Source organism: Actinacidiphila acidipaludis, from assembly GCF_019890725.1.
GTDB classification, from domain to species: domain Bacteria; phylum Actinomycetota; class Actinomycetes; order Streptomycetales; family Streptomycetaceae; genus Actinacidiphila; species Actinacidiphila acidipaludis.
Genome location: NZ_JAINZZ010000026.1, coordinates 41,286 through 58,357 on the forward strand (window position 1 = coordinate 41,286; position 17,072 = coordinate 58,357).

Genomic DNA, 17,072 nt, shown 5'->3' on the forward strand with positions numbered 1-17,072 from the left:
GCGCAACCCTAGGTCAGCCGTCCGCCCGTCGCGCGGGGTCCGGGGCGCCCGGCCCTCTCTGCTCGGCCCCGCCAGGGACGAGACGGTAGAATGGACTGCACGGTCCAGACGAAGAGGCGGACGGGGACGGAGGTGGCGCTGTGCCGAACGGGACGACGCCGAAGCTGACGGCGAAGGGGAAGGCGACGCGCGGGCGCATCGTCGAGGGGGCGGCCGCCGTCCTGCGGGAGCGGGGGGTGGGGGCGGCCACGCTGGAGGACGTGATGGCCCGCACCCGCGCGAGCAAGAGCCAGCTCTTCCACTACTTCCCCGGCGGCAAGGACGAACTGCTGCTGGCGGTCGCGCAGTTCGAGGCGGACCAGGTCCTGGAGGACCAGCAGCCGTACCTGGGCCGGCTGGACTCCTGGGAGGCCTGGCAGCACTGGCGGGACGCGGTGGTCGCGCGCTACGAGCAGCAGGGCGACCAGTGCCCGCTCGGCTCGCTCTTCCACCAGGTGGGCCGGGCGACCCCGGGCGCCCGCGCGATCGTCGTCGAGCTGATGCGCCGCTGGCAGGACGCCCTGGCCGCCGGGATGCGGGAGCAGCAGGCGGCCGGGCGTCTGCCGTCGGATCTCGACGTCGACACCCGGGCGGCCGCGCTGCTCGCCGGTATCCAGGGCGGGGTCTCGATCCTGCTGTCGACCGGTGAGTCGGACCATCTGCGGGCCGCACTCGACCAGGGGATCGCCGATCTGCGCCGCACAGGCGAGGGCCTGGCGCTCAGCCCGCGATGACCGCCGCGGTGGTGCGGCCGCCGTCGACGTCCAGCACGATGCCGTGGACGAACCGGGCGTCGTCGCCCGCGAGGTAGACCGCGGCGGCGGCGATGTCCTGCGGGTCGCCCATGCGCCCGGCCGGGGTGCCCTTCATCATCGCCTCGGCCGGGTGCTCCTCACCGGGCACCGGCGCCAGCACCACGCCCGGGGAGATCGCGTTGACCCGCACGCCCTGCGGGCCGAACTCCGCCGCCCACGCGCGCGTCAGGGTCTCCATCGCGCCCTTGGTGGAGCTGTAGAGGGCGCCGACCGGGATGCCCAGGCGCGCGATCCACGAGCCCAGGTTGACGATCGCGCCGGAGCCGGCCTCGGCCATGGCCGGGGCGACCGCCGCGGTGAGGAAGAAGGGGGCCTTGACGTTGACGGCGTAGACCCGGTCGAAGGTCTTCTCGTCGGTGGCGGCGGTGACGTCCGCGGGGTAGATGCCGGCGTTGTTCACCAGGACGTCGATCCGGCCGCCGAGCGCCGCGGTCGCCTCCCGGGCCAGGGCCTGCGACGCGGCGGCGCTGCCGTCCAGGTCGGCGGCGACGAAGTCGGCGCGCCCGCCGCGGGCCCGGATGCCCTCGACCACCTCCCGCCCCCGTTCCGCACTGCGTCCCGAGACGACGACGTGCGCCCCCTCGGCTGCGAACGCCTCGGCGATCGCCCGTCCGATGTTGCTGGTGGCCCCGGTCACCAGGGCGGTCTTGCCTTCCAGGCGCGTCGACATGTCAACTCCTCGACTCGGCGATATCGGCCGGGCTCCACCCCAGGTCACACGCGCGAGCAGGGTGCTCCGGCCACCCCTTCGACGGGGCACACCGCCACTGTGCGCCGCAAAAAATGGACCCACAAGTCCAGTCCTCGGAGCCCCGGGACCCGGGGCCGCCGGGTGGGTCGAGGCCGGGTGCCGGCCGACGACCGGGCGGCATCAGCCGCTGAGGCGGCGCCGCCAGTCGAGGGGGGTCACCGTGATCGGCCGCGCGGGATCGCCGTCCCAGTCCGCGCGGAGGCCGGCCTCCGCCAGCGCGGCGACCACCTCGTGCCCGATGCCGGCGGTGGTGCCGGCCGAACCGTCGAACCCGCCGTAGAGAAGGGTCAGTCCGTGGCCGGTCACGGCGGAGTCGGTGCACTGGGAGTGGAAGTAGACGAAGCCGCGGGCGTCGGGGGCTCCCTCGGCGCCGATCTCGGCCTGGCCGCAGCTGCGGCAGCAGGCGAAGTTCTCCCGGGCGGTGATGCCCGCAGCCTGCAGGGCGGTGAAAGCGCGGGTGAGCCGTTCGGGATCGGTCTCCCCCTCCCAGCCGGCCTCCTCGGCCACACGCTCACCCCACAGCCTGTCGGCGAGGGCCCGGGCCTGCTGCGCCGAGACGGGCCGCCGGTCCGCGGTGACCAGGTACCCCTCGGCGAACTCCGCGAGCCGGGCCCGGGAGGCGTACCCTCCGGCCAGCATCGCGCGCACGGCCCTCTCCAGCTCCGCGCGGTCATCCGCACCGAGGTCCAGGGGCGGTGCCTCGGGAGCAGGTACGAGGTCCAGCGCCGACCAGGAGAGTCCGGTGTCCCACCCCTCGCGCTGCAGCGCCCAGCCGGTCAGCGCCGCCGCGACCGCATCGGGCTCGCCGGCCACCGCCGCGAGGTGCCGGTCGGCGGAACCGTCACGGTGCTCCACCTCGTACGGCCCGCCGTCCTCGTGCCAGACCTGGGCGAAGACGTCGGGCAGATCGGGCAGGCGCTGCAGCACCAGGAAACGGTCTCCGGCGCCGCCGATGCGCCCGACCAGCTCGGCCAACTCCTCCGCGGACATACGGACATGCCGCTCGTCGTTCTCCGTCCGCACCACGATCTTCAGCAGGGAAGGAATCTCGCACACGCCTCCGACAACCGGCCGCGGCGCGCGACACGGATCCACCCCCGCGAAGAGGCGGCGCCGTGGCGGCGGGCAGGTCGCGCGCCGGCCGGGTGGTGGCCGGCCGGCGGGCGAGCGGACTACGGGGTCAGACGCGGTCGGCGGCGATCAGCAGGTACTGGAAGCTGCCGTTCTTGTAGGCGGTCAGGAAGGTGTCCTCGATGCCGGTGACCAGGTGCTCCGCCTTCTTCCGCAGTTCCCAGTACGGGATGGTGGCCTGGGTGAGGTCCTCGACGTGGACGGGCACCAGGCGGTTGCGGGCCATCGCCCGGAAGTACGCCGAGCGCGGGTGGATGTCGCAGATGTAGTGGGCGTTGATCAGCGAGACCTCACGTGAGGCCTGGCCGTAGGTGTCGTTGTAGCAGCCGGTGATCACGACGTAGCGGCCGCCGCGGCGCAGCAGCCGCGCGTGCTCGGCGAACAGCAGGTCGAGCTCGACGTACATCGTGGACTCGTTGTTCCACGAGGCCGCGTAGGCGCCGGTGGCGAAGCCGGTGTCCAGCATGTTCCGGTGGTGGTACCGCACCTTGGCGTCGATCCCCCGGGCGCGGGCCTGCTCGTTGGCGAACTCCGCCTGTTGGGTGGACAGCGTCACGCCGTCCGCGGAGCAGCCGTAGCGCAGATGGGCGACGACGCTGCCGCCGCCGCGCCCGCACCCGGCGTCGAAGACCCGGTCACCGCTGTCGAGCGGCCCGAGGTGGGAGGCCAGCAGTTCCGCCTGGGCGTGCTCCAGCCGGTGCAGTTCCGCGGTGAGCCGGTCCCGCCGCCGGTCCGGATCGGTCTCGTCGAGGACCGACCACTGGGCGTCTCCGATGCCGTAGTGATGGTGGTACAGGTCGTCGATCCTGCCGAGTTCGAGGTTGACCGGGTTCCTCTCAGCGTTCCAGTACTCCGCGACGCGGTTCTGGTAGGTGGACTGCGCAGGAACGGGCGCGGTGATTGCGGACTGGGGCATGGCCAACGGTGGCTCCTCGAAGTGCTCGTGGTACGGGTCTTGCCGGTGTGCGGCGATTTTCTGAGTGCGGCGCGATGCCGGGACGGACACGGGTGCGCCGGCGGCCGGCGCCGTCCGGTGGGCCGTCACCAGTAGTTGGGCAGGTGGTAGCGGTGGCTGTTGGTGGCGTGCCACTCGTGGTTGCCGGCCACCCAGTCGGACAGGCTCCGGGCGTAGCGCTCGACGAGCGGTGCGGCCGCCGACAGCGCGGCGGACTCCTCCTCGAAGGCCTCCATGATCCGGTTGTGGATCTCGACGCTCTCCAGGTACGCCGCCTTCAGCCCGCGGCCGCGGTTGGCGGCCACGACCCGCGGCAGGTTGAGGTGGGTGGGATCACTCGCCATCTCCTTGGTGAAGGAGTACAGGTCGTTGACGATGGTCGTGGCGTTGCAGGCCAGCGCGGTGATCCGCTGGATCTCCGGGCGGGCGTAGACCGCCTCGGGCAGTTCGTAGCCGTCGACCGCGTCGACGATCGACAGGCAGGGGCGGAAGTTGTTGAACTGCCGCATGACCAGGTACTCCCACACCCGCGGCGCGTAGCGGGTCTCCGCCCAGGCCGCCTCGGCGAGGTAGCCAAGGTGGAGCCGGGCGATGTCGTGCACGAACCGGTCCGTCTGGCTGGGCGTCGCGAAGCCGGCGTAGTCCTTCATCGCCCAGTGGTACGAGCGCAGCGGACCGTCGGCCTGCATGCCCGCCGCCCACTCCGCCTCCAGTTCGGGCGTCCCGTGGAAGGGGTCGATCGCCGACTGCGCCATGATCAGCGGTCCGCCGAGCCCCCGGTGGGAACCGCCCCGGCCCTCGTCCTCCTCGCAGTAGCAGCTGTCGACGAGGTTCTCGGCCAGGAGCAGCTTGCCGGCCAGGGTCAGGCGTTCGGTGTCGACCGCGTTCGGGTGCTGGAGCACCACGGCGCGCCCGAACTGGAATCCCGCGAAGTCCCCCTTCCACGCGGGCGGGAACAGGTCCAGCTCCCGCGCCCAGGCCTCCAGCCGGAGGTCCACCTCCTCGGCCTTGTCCGGGTCGGCGGGGGCGACCGGCCGGTACCGCAGGCCGGGGATCGCGCCGTGTCGCGGGCCGCGCGCGAGGGACGGCGGTCCCGGCATGCGCCGCGGGGCCTCGGCGTCGGGGGGTGCACTCATGTGCCGCTCCTGTCGGTGCTCCCGGCCGGGCGGTCCGGGCCGTCCCGGCGGTACCGGTCGCGTCGCGGCGGACGGCCGCCGCCCGCCGGCCGGCACCGTCGGGCAGCCGGGGCGGGGCCGAAGGTGGGGTGGTCGGGGACGGAGGCGGTGGAGCCTTCCGGTAAGAGCACGTTTTCCTCCCGGCGGAGGGCGCGCAGGCGCCCATGGACAGGCTGCGTCAACGGCCGCCCGCCATCGAGCCGTTCGGCCGTTCGCAGGAACAGCCAACCAGCGACGGCGCCTGTCGGGTATCGCACGAAAGAGGGGAGAATTTGCCCCGCTGGCGCAAACCTGCCGGTTGAGGCAGATCCGGAGGGGCGCGCGCCCCCGTGCGCCGCCCGGATCCCGATCGGTCAGGGGTGTGCGGGGATGCCGTCAGCGGGTGCGGGGAGCGGGCCGAGCCGGGTCGCGACGCGTTCGCGGAGCAGGACGTACTCGGCGTGCCTGCGCGGCAGCGGGCCGGGCGGGCGCCGGACCGTGCGGGCCGCGCTGACGACCTGGCCGTGCCGGAACTGCTCGCGCGTCAGATCGAGTTCGATGCCCGAGGGCAGCAGGTTCCACCAGTGGTGGCCGGCGCGCTCGCCCCCGTCGTGGACCTCGCCCACGACCAGGTCGCCGCCGAACAGATCGTTGAGGACGAGCGCGGTGATGTCGCAGTGGCCCCAGGCGGGGTTGCCGGGGTGCCAGGCCGCCCGGTCGACGTCGTCGGGCGAGCAGGTGTCGGCGGCCCAGCTCGTGCGCAGCGCACGGTCGATGGCGGCCAGCGTCCAGGGGATCATGCCGCCAGGCTGCCGCACCCCACTGACAGCCGGCCTTCCGGCGGGGCCGGGCAGCCGGCCTTCCGGCGGGGCCGGGCGGTCGCCCGGTACGCCGTCGGAAAGGCCGGCTGCGCTGTGCTCTTCGACGGCCCCGAGCCCTGGATCGGCTCGGCCGCTCAACGCCTCAACCGCTCAACCGCTCAACCGCTCAACGCCTCAACGCCTCAACGCCTCAACGGCAGCTGATCAGCAGCGACGTCACGACCGTGCAGGTGCTGCTCGCCCTGTCGTCGGCGGCGGACGGGTCGACGGGCGTGCTGGTGGTGCGGGACGCGGTCACGGTGTAGGGCAGGCCCACGCCGAGCAGGCCGATCGGCACGGTGAACCGGCGGGTGGTGGTGGCGCCGCTCGCCAGCGTGCCCACCGGGCAGGTCACCGTGGTTCCGGCCGTCTGGCAGTCGCCCGAGGTCGCGCGCATCGGTGCGGGCAGCACCGCCGTCACGGTGGCGGCCGACAGGTCGGACGGGCCGTGGTCGGTGATGGTCAGGGTGTAGGTGATCCGGCCGCCGAGCAGCCCGGGGTCGGGGTCGGCGGCGAGGCTCACGCCGAGGTCGGCGGCCGCGTAGGTGAAGCGATCGGCGGCGGTGATCGCGCTGGTGCCGCCCGGGGTGGTCACCCGGACGTCGACCGTGCCGGCGGTGCCGGCGGGCGCGACGGCGGTGCACGCGGTGTCGGTGCAGCTCACGTCGGTGCCGGGGTTGCCCGGCCCGAAGGTCACCGAGGTCGCGTCCTTGAGGTGGCTGCCGCCGACGGTGACCTTGGTGCCGCCGGCGGGCGGACCGGCCGCGGGGCTCACGGAGGTGACGACCGGCGCGGGCAGCGGCAGCAGGGCCACGCCGACTCCGGACGGGTTGCGGCCGACGGCGGTGGTGGCCGTGACCGTGTCGGTCGCCGTGTCGATCGCGACGGCCTCAGGGGTGCTGGGGCCCGTCACGTAGAGGACGCCGCCGCCCGGGGTCAGCGCGAGGGCCTGCGGGTCGGTGTCGACGGGGACGGCCGCCGTGACGGTGCCGGTCGCCGTGTCGAGCACGGACACCTTGTGGGCGCCGGCCGCGGCCACATAGAGGTGCGCGCCGTCCGGCGAGACGGCCAGCGCGTAGGGTGCGTCGCCCGTCGGGAGGGTGGTGCCGACCGTGTTCGTGGCCGTGTCGATCACGGACACGCTGCCGTCGCCGAGGTTCGCGACATAGGCGTGCGCGCCGTCCGGCGCCACCGCGACCGCGATCGGGAACGTGCCGGTGAGGACGGTCGCGGAGACGGTGTTCGTCGCGGTGTCGATCACCGACAGGCTGCCGCCGCTGGCGGTCACGTAGACCCGGCTGCCGTCGGGCGACACGGCCACCGCGTCGGCGCCCGAGCCCACGGGGACGGTCGCGATCACCGTCCCGGAGGCGGTGTCGATCACGGAGACGGCGGCGGCACCGAGGTCGGCGACGTAGACGCGGGCGCCGTCGGGTGTGACGGCGGCGGCGGTGGGACTGGCGGACACCGGAATCGTGGCGGCGACCGTCTCCGTCCGGGTGTCGATCACGGACACGGTGTTGGAGCCGATGTCGGGTACGTAGACCCGGTTTCCGTCGGGCGCGGGCGCGACACCCTGCGGCCCGAAGCCCACCGGGATGGTCGCGGTGACCGTGCCGTCGGAGGTGTTCACCGCGGACACGGTGTTGTCACCGGCGTTGGCGACGTACGCGGTGGTGGTGCCGGCCGGCTGGGCCTGCACCGGCGGCGCGGCCAGGCCGGTCAGACCGGCCAGGCCCAGGGCCGCGCCCGCGGTGACGGCGGTCGCCTGCCGTCTGCGGCGGGTACGGGCGGTGCCGCCGGTCGCGGTGCGCTGGGTCGCGGCCGCGGCAGCCGTCGTTCGGGTCATCGATTGCCCCCCTCGGATCGTCCGCGGCGGCGGGCCCCTGTGGGACCCAGCGGAACCGGCGCGGTACGGGATCGCCCACCACAACGACGGCGGCCCGGCGGGGACACGGCGCCCGTCCGGTGACGCAGATCGCGTTTGGACCTCAACTGGGGTGCCCCACAGTCGGGTTCACAGCGGCGCCGGTGAGGACGCGTCGCGGATGAGCAGGTGCGGAGTGCCACTGCCGTCGGCCGGGACCGACCACAGGTCGGTGCTCTTCACGTCGCCCTCGTGCGGCAGGGCGTAGGCGATCGTGTCGTTGTCGAGCCAGGTCGCCTGGTCGTCGACGCTGTGGTGCTCGGCGAGCGGCGTGGTGTGCAGGGTGCGCAGGTCCAGGACGTACTCGTGCCACAGCGAAGCGCCGTTCAGCACACGCTTCTTGTAGGCGATGCGCGTCCCGTCCGGGGACAGGGAGGGGCATTCGACGTTCTGCACGCCGACGGACGTGAGCGTACGGCGGGCGACCGATCCGCGCATCAGGTACGTGTGGCCGCCCGTACCGAGGGTGGCGTAGAAGGTGTCGTCGTCGGAGGCGAAGGTGACACCCCAGAAGTTGTCGTCCACGGCGTGGTACTTGTTGCCGTTCAGGACGGTGGTGAACTCCTCCAGGTTCGGCAGGAGTTGCCAGGTCCGGGTGTCCACGATCGAGGTGCGGGTGGAGAAGAACGCCGCGCCGTAGGACTCGCCGCCGACGAAGACCGTCCACGCGGCGAACCGGCCGCTGGGCGAGACCCGGGCGCGGCTCGGAGTGCCGGCCAGCGCGAAGGTGTGTTCGGTGTGCAGGGAGGCGTCGACGATGACCGCGCGGTTGGTCTGGGACACCACGCCCAGCCCGGACTGCAGGCACACACCGGTGCCCGCGGCGGCGTAGAAGCGCGCGCACTTCAGGTCCGCGGCGGTGCGGCCGCCGCCGGTGTCGCCGGCCGGGACCGTGGCGACCTGTGCGTTCTGCGGACCCGGGGCGTCGTTGACGAACGCGATCCGGTGCGCGCCGGTGAGCGGGACCCGGCCGGCGCTCACCGACGGGCCGCCGGCCCGCGGGGCGTTCTTGTGGTCCGCCCGGGTCGCGGCGTGCAGCACGAAGCCGGCGCCGAGGGCACCGAGCAGGACGACGGCCACGGCGAGTACGAGCAGGCGGTGCTTGGGCGTCATGAAGTCCTCGGAGAGACGGGTCGGGGTGCGCGGTCCGCGGCGGCGCGGACCGGGTTCGTGGCGGTCGCCGCCCGGCTCACCGGGCCGCCGGCGAGGGGCGCAGGACGGCGCCGGCGACGGCCGCGCACAGCGTCAGGCCGACGGCCGAGCCGAGCAGCGCGGGGACGTCGCCCCACACCGTCCAGGCGGCGCCGAACGCCAGGGAGCAGCAGAAGCGTGCCAGGGCCTGACCGGTGCCGACGAGGGCCAGCCCGCTGCCGCGCAGCCGCTCGGGCACCACATCGGCGACGGCGGCCGGCAGCACGCCGTCGGTCGACGCGTAGAACACGCCGTGCAGGCCGAGGACCAGGAAGGGCAGCGCCGCCGCCGACGGCGCCCAGAGCAGCAGGCCGTAGGCGGCGAGCAGGCCGGCGTGCCCGGCGAGGAACACCACGCGGCGGCCGATCCGGTCGGCGAGCACGCCGAAGGGCACGGCGAGCAGCAGGAACACCGCCGCCGTCCCGAGCGGGAGGAGCGGGAAGTACTGCTCGCCGATGCCCGCGCGGCGCTGCAGGAGGAGGTAGACGAACGCGTCGCTCACCGTGGTCAGGCCCAGCAGCACGGCGCAGGCCGCGAGGGCGCGCAGGCGTGGCAGCCGGAGCAGCGCGAGCGCCGTGCGCAGGTCCACGGCCGGTGGGCCGGCGGGTCGGTCGCCCTCGGTCACGTCCGTGCCGCCGCGGGTCCCGCCGGCGGCGGCATCGAGGGCGGTCCGCTCCCCCGCCACCGCTTCGTCGCCCGGCCGTCGCGCGACCGGCCGCTCTCCCGGCGTCCCGTCCCGCCCGACCGGCGTCCGGCCGTCGCCCGGCACGAACAGTACGAGGATCAGCACGCCGAGCACCGCCACGCAGGCGCTCACGCCGAACACCGCGTCGTAGCCGTCGGTGGCGGCGCGCAGGATGAGGAAGGCCGTGAACGGTCCGAGCACGGCGCCCGTGGTGTCCATGGCGCGGTGCACGCCGAACGCCCGGCCGCGGTGTTCGGGTGGCGTCGACAGCGAGATGAGCGCGTCGCGCGGCGAGGTGCGCAGCCCCTTGCCGGTGCGTTCCAGGGCCAGGACCGCGCCGAGCGGCCCGAGGCTGTGCGCGACCAGCAGCAGCGGCTTGCACACCGCGGACAGGCCGTAGCCGATGCCGGCCACCAGCTTGTGGTTGCGCACCCGGTCGGCGAGGTGGCCGCCGGTGAGCTGCACCAGGGCGCTGACCCCGTTGTAGACGCCGTCGAGCGTGCCGAAGCCGAGCGGGCTGAGGCCGAGTCCGGCGACCAGGTACAGCGGCAGGACGGCGGTGACCATCTCCGAGGAGACGTCCGTGACGAGGCTGACCGCCCCGAGCGCGAGCACCACGGCCGGAATCGCCGGCGCGCGTCCCCGTCGGCCGCCGGCCCCGCTCTCCTCGCGCGCCGGTGCGGCGCGGTCGGCGAGATACATGTGTGTCCCCCCTCGCTCCCGGGATCAGTCCCGGCGGCTGCTCTCGTCCCGCAGCCAGGTGCCGAAGTCCCCCTGCCGCACGGCTCGTTCGGACTTCCTGCGGGCGACGAGCGCGACGCCGAGGAAGACCACGAGGTGCGGCAGCAGCCAGGGCTCCCTGCGCAGCAGGAGGCGCAGGTCGGCCGGGCTGGTCCGGGCGGACGGGGGTGGCTGCGGTGGTTGGTGTGACCCACCCGCGCCCGGTGACGGCGCCGGGCGGCCTGATCCGGGTGCCTCCGGCGCCGGGTCCCCACCCGGTGCCGGCGCCCGGCCGGATTCCGCTGCCGCGGTCGCCCGGCCGGCTGGCGCCGCGGCCGACTGCGCCTGATGCTGCTCCAGTTGGGCCGTCGAGGTGCCGGCGCGCACCCGGCGGCGTATCAGGTCCGCCCAGGTGCGCGGCGGCAGCACGGTGACCCGGGCCCCGTCGACCACCCGCCGTTCGTGCGGGGCGAAGGCGAGGGACGCGGCGAGGTCGTCGGCCATCAGCGGCGGCAGGCTCGCGATGCGGGCGTGGCCCTCCTCGGACAGCGCGATCACGCCCCGCCCGAACAGCCCGTCGCGGACGGCGGGCAGCCGCTGCCAGATCCGGTAGTAGGCGCGCACCGGCCAGGCGCAGCCGGCCAGCGGCAGGTCCCGGCCGGGTGCCGCGGCCAGGACCTCGCCGGGGCCGTCGCCGACCGCGCCGGCCAGGACGCGCACGTCGGCGGATCCGATCACCACGTCGGCGTCCACGTACAGCCGGGGGAAGCCCACGGCGTGCGCGTCCCCGGTGCGCAGCGCCAGGTGCTTGGAGGGCGTCGGGATCTCCACGACCCGTACACCGGGGCGGGCGGCGGCCGCGCGGGCGGTGCCGTCGGTGCAGCCGTTGCACACCACCACGATGTCGAGGCCGGACCCGGCTGACAGGGCGTCGAGGAGGCGGCCGATGACGCGTTCCTCGTTGTGGGCCGGGATCACGATGCTCGTCACGGGGTGAGTATGCAACCGGAATCGGTCGCGTTGCCTCCTGTTTCGTCCATTTCTCCCCCCGGCGTGTGCGTGTGCTCTAGATTGGGCGTCGCGGAACCGGTGAGCGGAGGCGCGGCCTCCGGCACGCCGGTTGCGGTCCGCACGGGGACGTGAGCGAGCGCGAGGCCAGCACACACAGCTTGACGGACTTCACCGGTACGACGGCGTGGGGACGCCGGAGGCCGGGTGGAGTGTGCGCGGAACACCGGGGTGGGGGGAAGCCAATGACTCTTGCACAGGTCTGTCCTGGGCGACATGCGGCGACCGTCTTCCGCGGGGTGCGGGAAAGCCAGCCGACGTGTACGAAGGGGAGACGCACACCATGACGGACAGCACCCTGGACAGCAGAGCCGGCCATCCCCTCGGGGTGGCCGTCGTGGGGGCGGGCTACTGGGGACCCAACCTCGTCCGCAACTTCCAGGCCAGCCCGAACTTCCGGCTCCGCTGGCTGTGCGACCTGGACGTGGACCGGGCCCGGCGGGTCCTGGGCGAGTACTCCACCGTGGAGGCGACGGCGGACTACGCCGCCGTGCTCGCCGATCCGGAGGTCGACGCGGTGGCCGTGGCCACCCCGGCCGGCACCCATCTCGAGGTGGCGCTGGCCGCGGTCCGCGCCGGCAAGCACGTGCTGGTGGAGAAACCGCTCGCCGCGACGTACGCGGACGGCGCCCGGCTGGTCGCCGAGGCCGCGGACCGCGGTCAGGTCCTGATGTGCGATCACACCTACTGCTACACCCCGGCGGTGAGCAGCATCCGGGAGATGGTGCGGTCCGGCGAGCTCGGCGAGATCCACTTCGTGGACTCGGTCCGGATCAACCTCGGGCTGGTGCAGAAGGACATCGACGTGATGTGGGACCTCGCCCCGCACGACCTGTCGATCCTGGACTTCATCCTGCCGGAGAACGTCGAGCCGGTCGCGGTGGCCGCGCACGGCGCGGACCCGATCGGCGCCGGCCGGGCGTGCGTGGCGTATCTGACGCTGCAGCTCAACACCGGCGCGATCGCGCACGTCCACGTCAACTGGCTGTCCCCCACCAAGGTCCGCACGACCATGGTGGGCGGGGCCAAGCGCACCCTGGTGTGGGACGACATGAACCCGGCCCAGCGCCTGGCGGTCTTCGACCGGGGCGTGGACCTGGCGGCCCCGCAGGAGATCGGGCACAGCGAGCGGCGCGAGATGCTCGTCTCCTACCGCTCGGGCGACATGGTCGCCCCCGCGCTCAAGGAGCGGGAGGCGCTGCGGGCGATGGTCGACGAGTTCGCGGCCGCCATCACGGAGGGCCGGGCGCCACTGACCGACGGGCGGGCCGGCCTGCGGGTGCTGGACATCCTCGAAGCGGCGTCGCGGAGCCTGGAGTTCCGCGGCGCGGTGGTCGGCCTGCGCGCCGGCCACTGACGGCCGCGGCCATGCGGCACCGGCCGCCACCAGCGACGGCGATGGTGGCGGCCGGTCCGCGGGGACGCGGTGACGCCGGGCAACACCGCGACCGGTTCCGGCGGCCGGTCATCCACACGACGTTCTCCGTGGGGGGAAGTTGAGCACGGTACGAGGCAAGAAGATCCTGGTGACCGGCGGGGCGGGCACGATCGGCTCGCATGTGGTCGACCTGCTGGCGGCGGGCGGCGCACGCGAGGTCGTGGTGCTGGACAACTTCGTCCGCGGGCGCCGGGCGAACCTGGCGCAGGCGCTGGGCACGGGTGTGGTGGACGTCGTGGAGGGCGACATCCGCGACGCGGCCACCGTGGCCAAGGTGACCGAGGGCGCCGACCTGGTGTTCCACCTGGCGGCGATCCGCATCACGCAGTGCGCGGAGGAGCCGCGGCTGGCCAACGAGGTCATGGTGGACGGCACGTTCAACGTCCTGGAGGCGGCCGCGGCGGCGGGGGTCTCCAAGGTCGTCGCGTCCTCGTCGGCCTCGGTGTACGGGCTGGCCGAGCAGTTCCCCACCACCGAGCGCCACCACCCGTACAACAACGACACGTTCTACGGCGCGGCCAAGGCGTTCAACGAGGGGATGCTACGCAGCTTCCACGCGATGTACGGCCTGGACTACGTGGCCCTGCGCTACTTCAACGTCTACGGGCCCCGGATGGACATCCACGGTCTGTACACCGAGGTGCTGATCCGCTGGATGGAGCGGATCGAGTCCGGGCAGCCGCCGCTCATCCTGGGCGACGGCGCCCAGACGATGGACTTCGTGGACGTGCGGGACATCGCCCGCGCCAACCTGCTCGCGGCCGAATCCGGCCTGACGGACGAGGTGTTCAACGTCGCCAGCGGCACCGAGACCAGCCTCAAGGACCTGGCGACGGGCCTGCTGGAGGCGATGGGCGCGGAGGGCATGGTGCCGGAGCACGGCCCGGCCCGCGCCGTGAACGGGGTGACGCGGCGGCTCGCGGACACCTCCTCGGCCGCCCAGCGGCTCGGATTCAGCGCCCGTATCGACCTGCGGAGCGGCCTGCGGGACCTGGTGGAGTGGTGGCGCGCCGAACGCGCCGCGGCGGCCGGCCGGACCGACGCGGCGCCGGTGGCCGGCGGAGCCGCACGGTGAGCGCCTCCCCGGCCGGGACCCGGGCCCCGGCGGAGGACGGACCGGGGTCCCGGGAGGCGGCGGAGGCGCGGCCGGAACTCCCCCGGGTGCCGGTGATGCTGCCGTGGCTCGGCGAGGAGGAGGCCCGGGCGGCCGCCGAGGCGGTGGCCTCCGGCTGGGTCGCACAGGGCCCGCGGGTGGCGGCGTTCGAGGCGGCGTTCGCCGAGCGGGTCGGCGCGGCGCACGCGGTCGCGGTCAGTTCGTGCACGACGGCTCTCCATCTGGCGCTGGTGGCGCTGGACGTCGGCCCCGGCGACGAGGTCGTCGTGCCGTCGCTGTCCTTCATCGCGACCGCCAACGCGGTGCGCTACGTGGGCGCGCGGCCGGTCTTCGCGGACGTCGAGGAGGCCACCGGCAACGTCACGGTCGCCACCGTCGACGCGGTGCGCACCCCGGCGACGAAGGCGGTCGTCGCCGTCCACCAGGGCGGAGTGCCCGCCGACGTGGCGGCCTTGCGCGACGCCTGCGCCACCTGGGGCGCGGCTCTGGTCGAGGACGCCGCGTGCGCCATCGGCTCGACCGTGCGGGGGCGTTCGGTGGGCGCGGGCGCGCTGCTCGCCGCCTGGTCCTTCCATCCGCGCAAGCTCGTCACCACCGGCGAGGGCGGGATGGTCACCACCGACGACGAGCAATGGGCGCGGCGGCTGCGGCGACTGCGCGAGCACGGCATGAACGCCTCCGCCGCCGAGCGGCACGCCAGCAGCACGCCGGTGCTGGAGAGTTACCTCGAGGTCGGATTCAACTACCGGATGACGGACATCCAGGCGGCCGTCGGGCTGGTGCAACTGGGCAAGCTGGACGCGATGGTGGCGCGGCGGCGGGAGCTGGCCGCGCGCTACGACGACCTGCTTCAGGACGTGCCCGGGCTGCGTCCGGTCCGCGATCCGGCGTACGGGCAGGGCAACTTCCAGTCGTACTGGGTGCTGCCCGAGCACGGCTTCCCCGTGGACCGGGACGGGCTGCTCGCCGCGCTGGCCGACGCCGGGATCTCCGCGCGCCGGGGCATCATGGCCGCGCACCTGGAACCGGCGTACCGGGACCACCCGCACGCCCCGCTGCCGGTCACCGAGCGGATCAGCCGCGACTCGCTGATCCTGCCGCTGTTCCACACGATGACCGCGGAACAGCAGGACCGGGTGGTGGCGGTGCTGCGCGAGCAGGCGAAGCGGTGAGCGGGCCGGCGGGTCCGCGGGACCTGCTGATCGCCGGCGCCGGCGGTTTCGCCCGGGAGACCGCCCAGGCGGTCGCGGACGTCAACGCCGCCGGGGGGCACCGCTGGCGGCTGCTCGGCCACCTGGACGACGACCCGGCGCTGCACGGCAGCACCGTCGACGGCGTGCCGGTGCTCGGCGGATGCGATCTGGTGCACGAACTCCGCGACGCCCAGGTGCTGTTGTGCGTCGGCAGTCCGCGCAACCACGCCGGGCGGGCGCGGCTCGCCCGGCGGCTGGACCTGCCCTCCGAGCGCTGGGCCACTCTGGTGCACCCCAGCGCCTCGGTGTCGGGTTCCAGCGTGGTCGGCCCGGGGTCGGTGCTGCTCGCACAGGTCGTGCTGACCGCGGCGGTACGGCTCGGCGCCCATGTCGCGGTGATGCCGCACACCGTGCTGACCCACGACGACGAGGTGGCCGACTTCGCGACGCTGGCCGCGGGCGTCCGGCTGGCCGGCGGAGTGCGGGTGGGGCGCGGCGCCTACCTCGGATCGGGCGCGCTGGTGCGGGAGTCCGGCACCGTCGGCGCCTGGTCCCTGGTCGGGATGGGGAGCGTGGTGCTGGGCGACGTGCCGCCCGGCGAGGTCTGGGCCGGCAGTCCGGCCCGGCGCCTGCGCGCGGCCGGGGCGCCCGAACGGGCCGAACTGGGCCGGCTCGACGCAGCGGCTCGGCTCGGCGCGATGGCCGGGGACGGCGGTCCGGCGGCCGGCGGCGGGCGGGGACCGGACGGGCGGGCGGGGAACGCCCCCGCGTCCGCGCACGGCCGAGGAGCCGCCCCGGGGGGACCGGACGGCTCCGCGGGTGAGGACCGGGTCCGCCCGGGTGACCACGACGAGGACGCCGCCGGCCGCGGGCCGGCGCTACGGATGGGGAGTCCTGCCACATGAACCGGATACCGCTGGTGGACCTCGCCGCGGCTCACGCCGAGGTCGCCGACGAGGTGCGCGCCGGATTCGACCGGGTGCTGGCCGCCACCGCGTTCGTCGGCGGCGACGAGGTGCGGGCCTTCGAGCGCGAGTACGCCGAGTTCGTGGGCGTCCGCCACTGCGTGGGCGTGGCCAACGGCACCGACGCGCTGGAGCTGGCGCTGCGGGCCTGCGGCGTCGGCCCGGGCAGCGAGGTCGTGCTGCCCGCGAACACCTTCATCGCCACCGCGGGCGCGGTCGCCCGCACGGGCGCGCGGCCGGTGCTGGTGGACTGCCTGCCCGGCTCTTACCTGATGGACGGACAGGCGGCGCTGGACGCGGTGGGCCCGGCCACCCGGGCGGTCGTGCCGGTGCACCTGTACGGGCAGTGCGCGGACGTGCCGAAGCTCGCCGCCGCGCTGCCGGAGCACGTCCCGGTGGTGGAGGACGCCGCACAGGCGCAGGGGGCGACTCGCGACGGCCGCTCCCCCGGGTCCGGCGGCATCGCCGCGACGAGCTTCTACCCGGGCAAGAACCTGGGCGCCTACGGGGACGCCGGCGCGGTACTGACCGACGACCCGCGCCGCGCCGAGCTGGTGCGCGCCATCGCCAACCACGGCGGCACCGAGAAGTACCGCCACGACGTCGCCGGGTTCAACAGCCGGCTGGACGGGCTGCAGGCGGTGGTGCTGCGGGCCAAGCTGGCCCGGCTGGCCGACGGCAACCGGGCCCGGCGGGCCGCGGCGGCCCGCTACACCGAACTGCTGGCGCCGCTGGCGGAGGCCGGCCGGATGGTGCTCCCGGAGACCGTGCCCGGCAACGCCCATGTGTGGCACCTCTATGTGATCCAGGTGACCGGCACCGACCGCGACCAGGTCGTCGCCGCCCTGAACGCCGGGGGCATCGGGGCGGGCGTGCACTATCCCGCGCCGGTGCACCTCACGCCCGCGTTCGCCCATCTCGGCCACCGGGCAGGGGACTTCCCGCGTGCCGAGGAGGCCGCCGGGCGGATCCTGTCCCTTCCGCTCTACCCGCAGATCACCGCCGACCAGCAGCAGCGCGTCGTGGAGGCGCTGGCCGGCGCCCTGGGCTGACCCGTCCTCCGGCG

The 17,072-nt window shown here is 74.5% G+C and carries 15 protein-coding genes; 6 read left to right on the top strand and 9 right to left on the bottom strand.

The features are described from left to right. The first annotated feature begins 140 nt into the window (after positions 1 to 140). Positions 141 to 773 carry a TetR/AcrR family transcriptional regulator gene (locus K7862_RS20695; RefSeq protein WP_222964660.1) on the top strand — a complete coding sequence of 211 codons (633 nt, stop codon included), beginning with the start codon at positions 141 to 143 and terminating at the stop codon, positions 771 to 773. On the opposite strand, the gene K7862_RS20700 is transcribed toward K7862_RS20695, so the two are convergent. The 9 genes from K7862_RS20700 to K7862_RS20740 all read right to left on the bottom strand — a co-directional run bounded on the left by K7862_RS20700 (position 760) and on the right by K7862_RS20740 (position 11,218). Further along, positions 760 to 1,524, bottom strand: a complete 765-nt coding sequence (locus tag K7862_RS20700) for an SDR family NAD(P)-dependent oxidoreductase (RefSeq protein WP_222964662.1) — start codon at positions 1,522 to 1,524, stop codon at positions 760 to 762. The two genes, K7862_RS20695 and K7862_RS20700, sit on opposite strands and share 14 nt — an antisense overlap. A 201-nt stretch (positions 1,525 to 1,725) precedes the next feature. Beyond that, on the bottom strand, positions 1,726 to 2,643 hold the full coding sequence (locus K7862_RS20705; RefSeq protein WP_222964756.1) for a DUF6891 domain-containing protein: 918 nt from the start codon (positions 2,641 to 2,643) through the stop codon (positions 1,726 to 1,728). Between the two features lie 142 nt (positions 2,644 to 2,785). After that, entirely contained in the window at positions 2,786 to 3,652 is an 867-nt protein-coding gene (locus K7862_RS20710) for a geranyl diphosphate 2-C-methyltransferase (RefSeq protein ID WP_222964664.1), read from the bottom strand. 125 nt (positions 3,653 to 3,777) lie between these two features. Further along, positions 3,778 to 4,827, bottom strand: a complete 1,050-nt coding sequence (locus K7862_RS20715) for a family 2 encapsulin nanocompartment cargo protein terpene cyclase (protein WP_222964666.1) — start codon at positions 4,825 to 4,827, stop codon at positions 3,778 to 3,780. 392 nt (positions 4,828 to 5,219) lie between these two features. Further along, a complete protein-coding gene (locus tag K7862_RS20720) occupies positions 5,220 to 5,645 on the bottom strand; it encodes a YunG family protein (RefSeq protein ID WP_222964668.1) in 426 nt (141 codons plus the stop codon). Between the two features lie 211 nt (positions 5,646 to 5,856). Beyond that, positions 5,857 to 7,554 carry an IPT/TIG domain-containing protein gene (locus K7862_RS20725; RefSeq protein WP_222964670.1) on the bottom strand — a complete coding sequence of 566 codons (1,698 nt, stop codon included), beginning with the start codon at positions 7,552 to 7,554 and terminating at the stop codon, positions 5,857 to 5,859. 168 nt (positions 7,555 to 7,722) lie between these two features. Further along, positions 7,723 to 8,745 (bottom strand): TolB-like translocation protein, encoded by a 1,023-nt coding sequence (locus K7862_RS20730; protein WP_222964672.1) that lies wholly within the window; start codon positions 8,743 to 8,745, stop codon positions 7,723 to 7,725. Positions 8,746 to 8,821: 76 nt separating this feature from the next. Next, the gene (locus tag K7862_RS20735) at positions 8,822 to 10,210 is read right to left on the bottom strand and encodes an MFS transporter (RefSeq protein WP_222964674.1); all 1,389 of its coding nucleotides are present in this window, start codon (positions 10,208 to 10,210) and stop codon (positions 8,822 to 8,824) included. A 24-nt stretch (positions 10,211 to 10,234) separates the two neighbouring features. Next, a complete protein-coding gene (locus K7862_RS20740) occupies positions 10,235 to 11,218 on the bottom strand; it encodes a glycosyltransferase family 2 protein (protein ID WP_222964676.1) in 984 nt (327 codons plus the stop codon). Positions 11,219 to 11,579: 361 nt separating this feature from the next. On the opposite strand from K7862_RS20740, the gene K7862_RS20745 reads away from it, so the two are divergent. The 5 genes from K7862_RS20745 to K7862_RS20765 all read left to right on the top strand — a co-directional run bounded on the left by K7862_RS20745 (position 11,580) and on the right by K7862_RS20765 (position 17,058). Next, positions 11,580 to 12,653: a Gfo/Idh/MocA family protein gene (locus K7862_RS20745; protein ID WP_222964678.1), complete on the top strand. Its 1,074-nt coding sequence runs from the start codon at positions 11,580 to 11,582 to the stop codon at positions 12,651 to 12,653. A gap of 139 nt (positions 12,654 to 12,792) precedes the next feature. Next, positions 12,793 to 13,809, top strand: coding sequence for an NAD-dependent epimerase/dehydratase family protein (locus K7862_RS20750; RefSeq protein ID WP_222964680.1), 1,017 nt, complete (start codon positions 12,793 to 12,795; stop codon positions 13,807 to 13,809). Further along, on the top strand, positions 13,806 to 15,020 hold the full coding sequence (locus K7862_RS20755) for a DegT/DnrJ/EryC1/StrS family aminotransferase (protein ID WP_308012091.1): 1,215 nt from the start codon (positions 13,806 to 13,808) through the stop codon (positions 15,018 to 15,020). The genes K7862_RS20750 and K7862_RS20755 overlap by 4 nt, the downstream gene beginning before the upstream one ends. Then, on the top strand, positions 15,017 to 15,946 hold the full coding sequence (locus K7862_RS20760) for a NeuD/PglB/VioB family sugar acetyltransferase (RefSeq protein WP_308012092.1): 930 nt from the start codon (positions 15,017 to 15,019) through the stop codon (positions 15,944 to 15,946). The genes K7862_RS20755 and K7862_RS20760 overlap by 4 nt, the downstream gene beginning before the upstream one ends. After that, on the top strand, positions 15,943 to 17,058 hold the full coding sequence (locus tag K7862_RS20765; protein ID WP_222964682.1) for a DegT/DnrJ/EryC1/StrS family aminotransferase: 1,116 nt from the start codon (positions 15,943 to 15,945) through the stop codon (positions 17,056 to 17,058). The genes K7862_RS20760 and K7862_RS20765 overlap by 4 nt, the downstream gene beginning before the upstream one ends. The last annotated feature ends 14 nt before the right edge of the window (positions 17,059 to 17,072 follow it).

Excerpts from the sequence above, each read along its gene's own strand:
- K7862_RS20720 (WP_222964668.1), bottom strand. The coding sequence starts at position 5,645 with ATGATCCCCTGGACGCTGGCCGCCATCGACCGTGCGCTGCGCACGAGC.
- K7862_RS20745 (WP_222964678.1), top strand. The coding sequence starts at position 11,580 with ATGACGGACAGCACCCTGGACAGCAGAGCCGGCCATCCCCTCGGGGTG.
- K7862_RS20725 (WP_222964670.1), bottom strand. The coding sequence starts at position 7,554 with ATGACCCGAACGACGGCTGCCGCGGCCGCGACCCAGCGCACCGCGACC.
- K7862_RS20735 (WP_222964674.1), bottom strand. The coding sequence starts at position 10,210 with ATGTATCTCGCCGACCGCGCCGCACCGGCGCGCGAGGAGAGCGGGGCC.
- K7862_RS20715 (WP_222964666.1), bottom strand. The coding sequence starts at position 4,827 with ATGAGTGCACCCCCCGACGCCGAGGCCCCGCGGCGCATGCCGGGACCG.
- K7862_RS20710 (WP_222964664.1), bottom strand. The coding sequence starts at position 3,652 with ATGCCCCAGTCCGCAATCACCGCGCCCGTTCCTGCGCAGTCCACCTAC.
- K7862_RS20765 (WP_222964682.1), top strand. The coding sequence starts at position 15,943 with ATGAACCGGATACCGCTGGTGGACCTCGCCGCGGCTCACGCCGAGGTC.
- K7862_RS20700 (WP_222964662.1), bottom strand. The coding sequence starts at position 1,524 with ATGTCGACGCGCCTGGAAGGCAAGACCGCCCTGGTGACCGGGGCCACC.
- K7862_RS20730 (WP_222964672.1), bottom strand. The coding sequence starts at position 8,745 with ATGACGCCCAAGCACCGCCTGCTCGTACTCGCCGTGGCCGTCGTCCTG.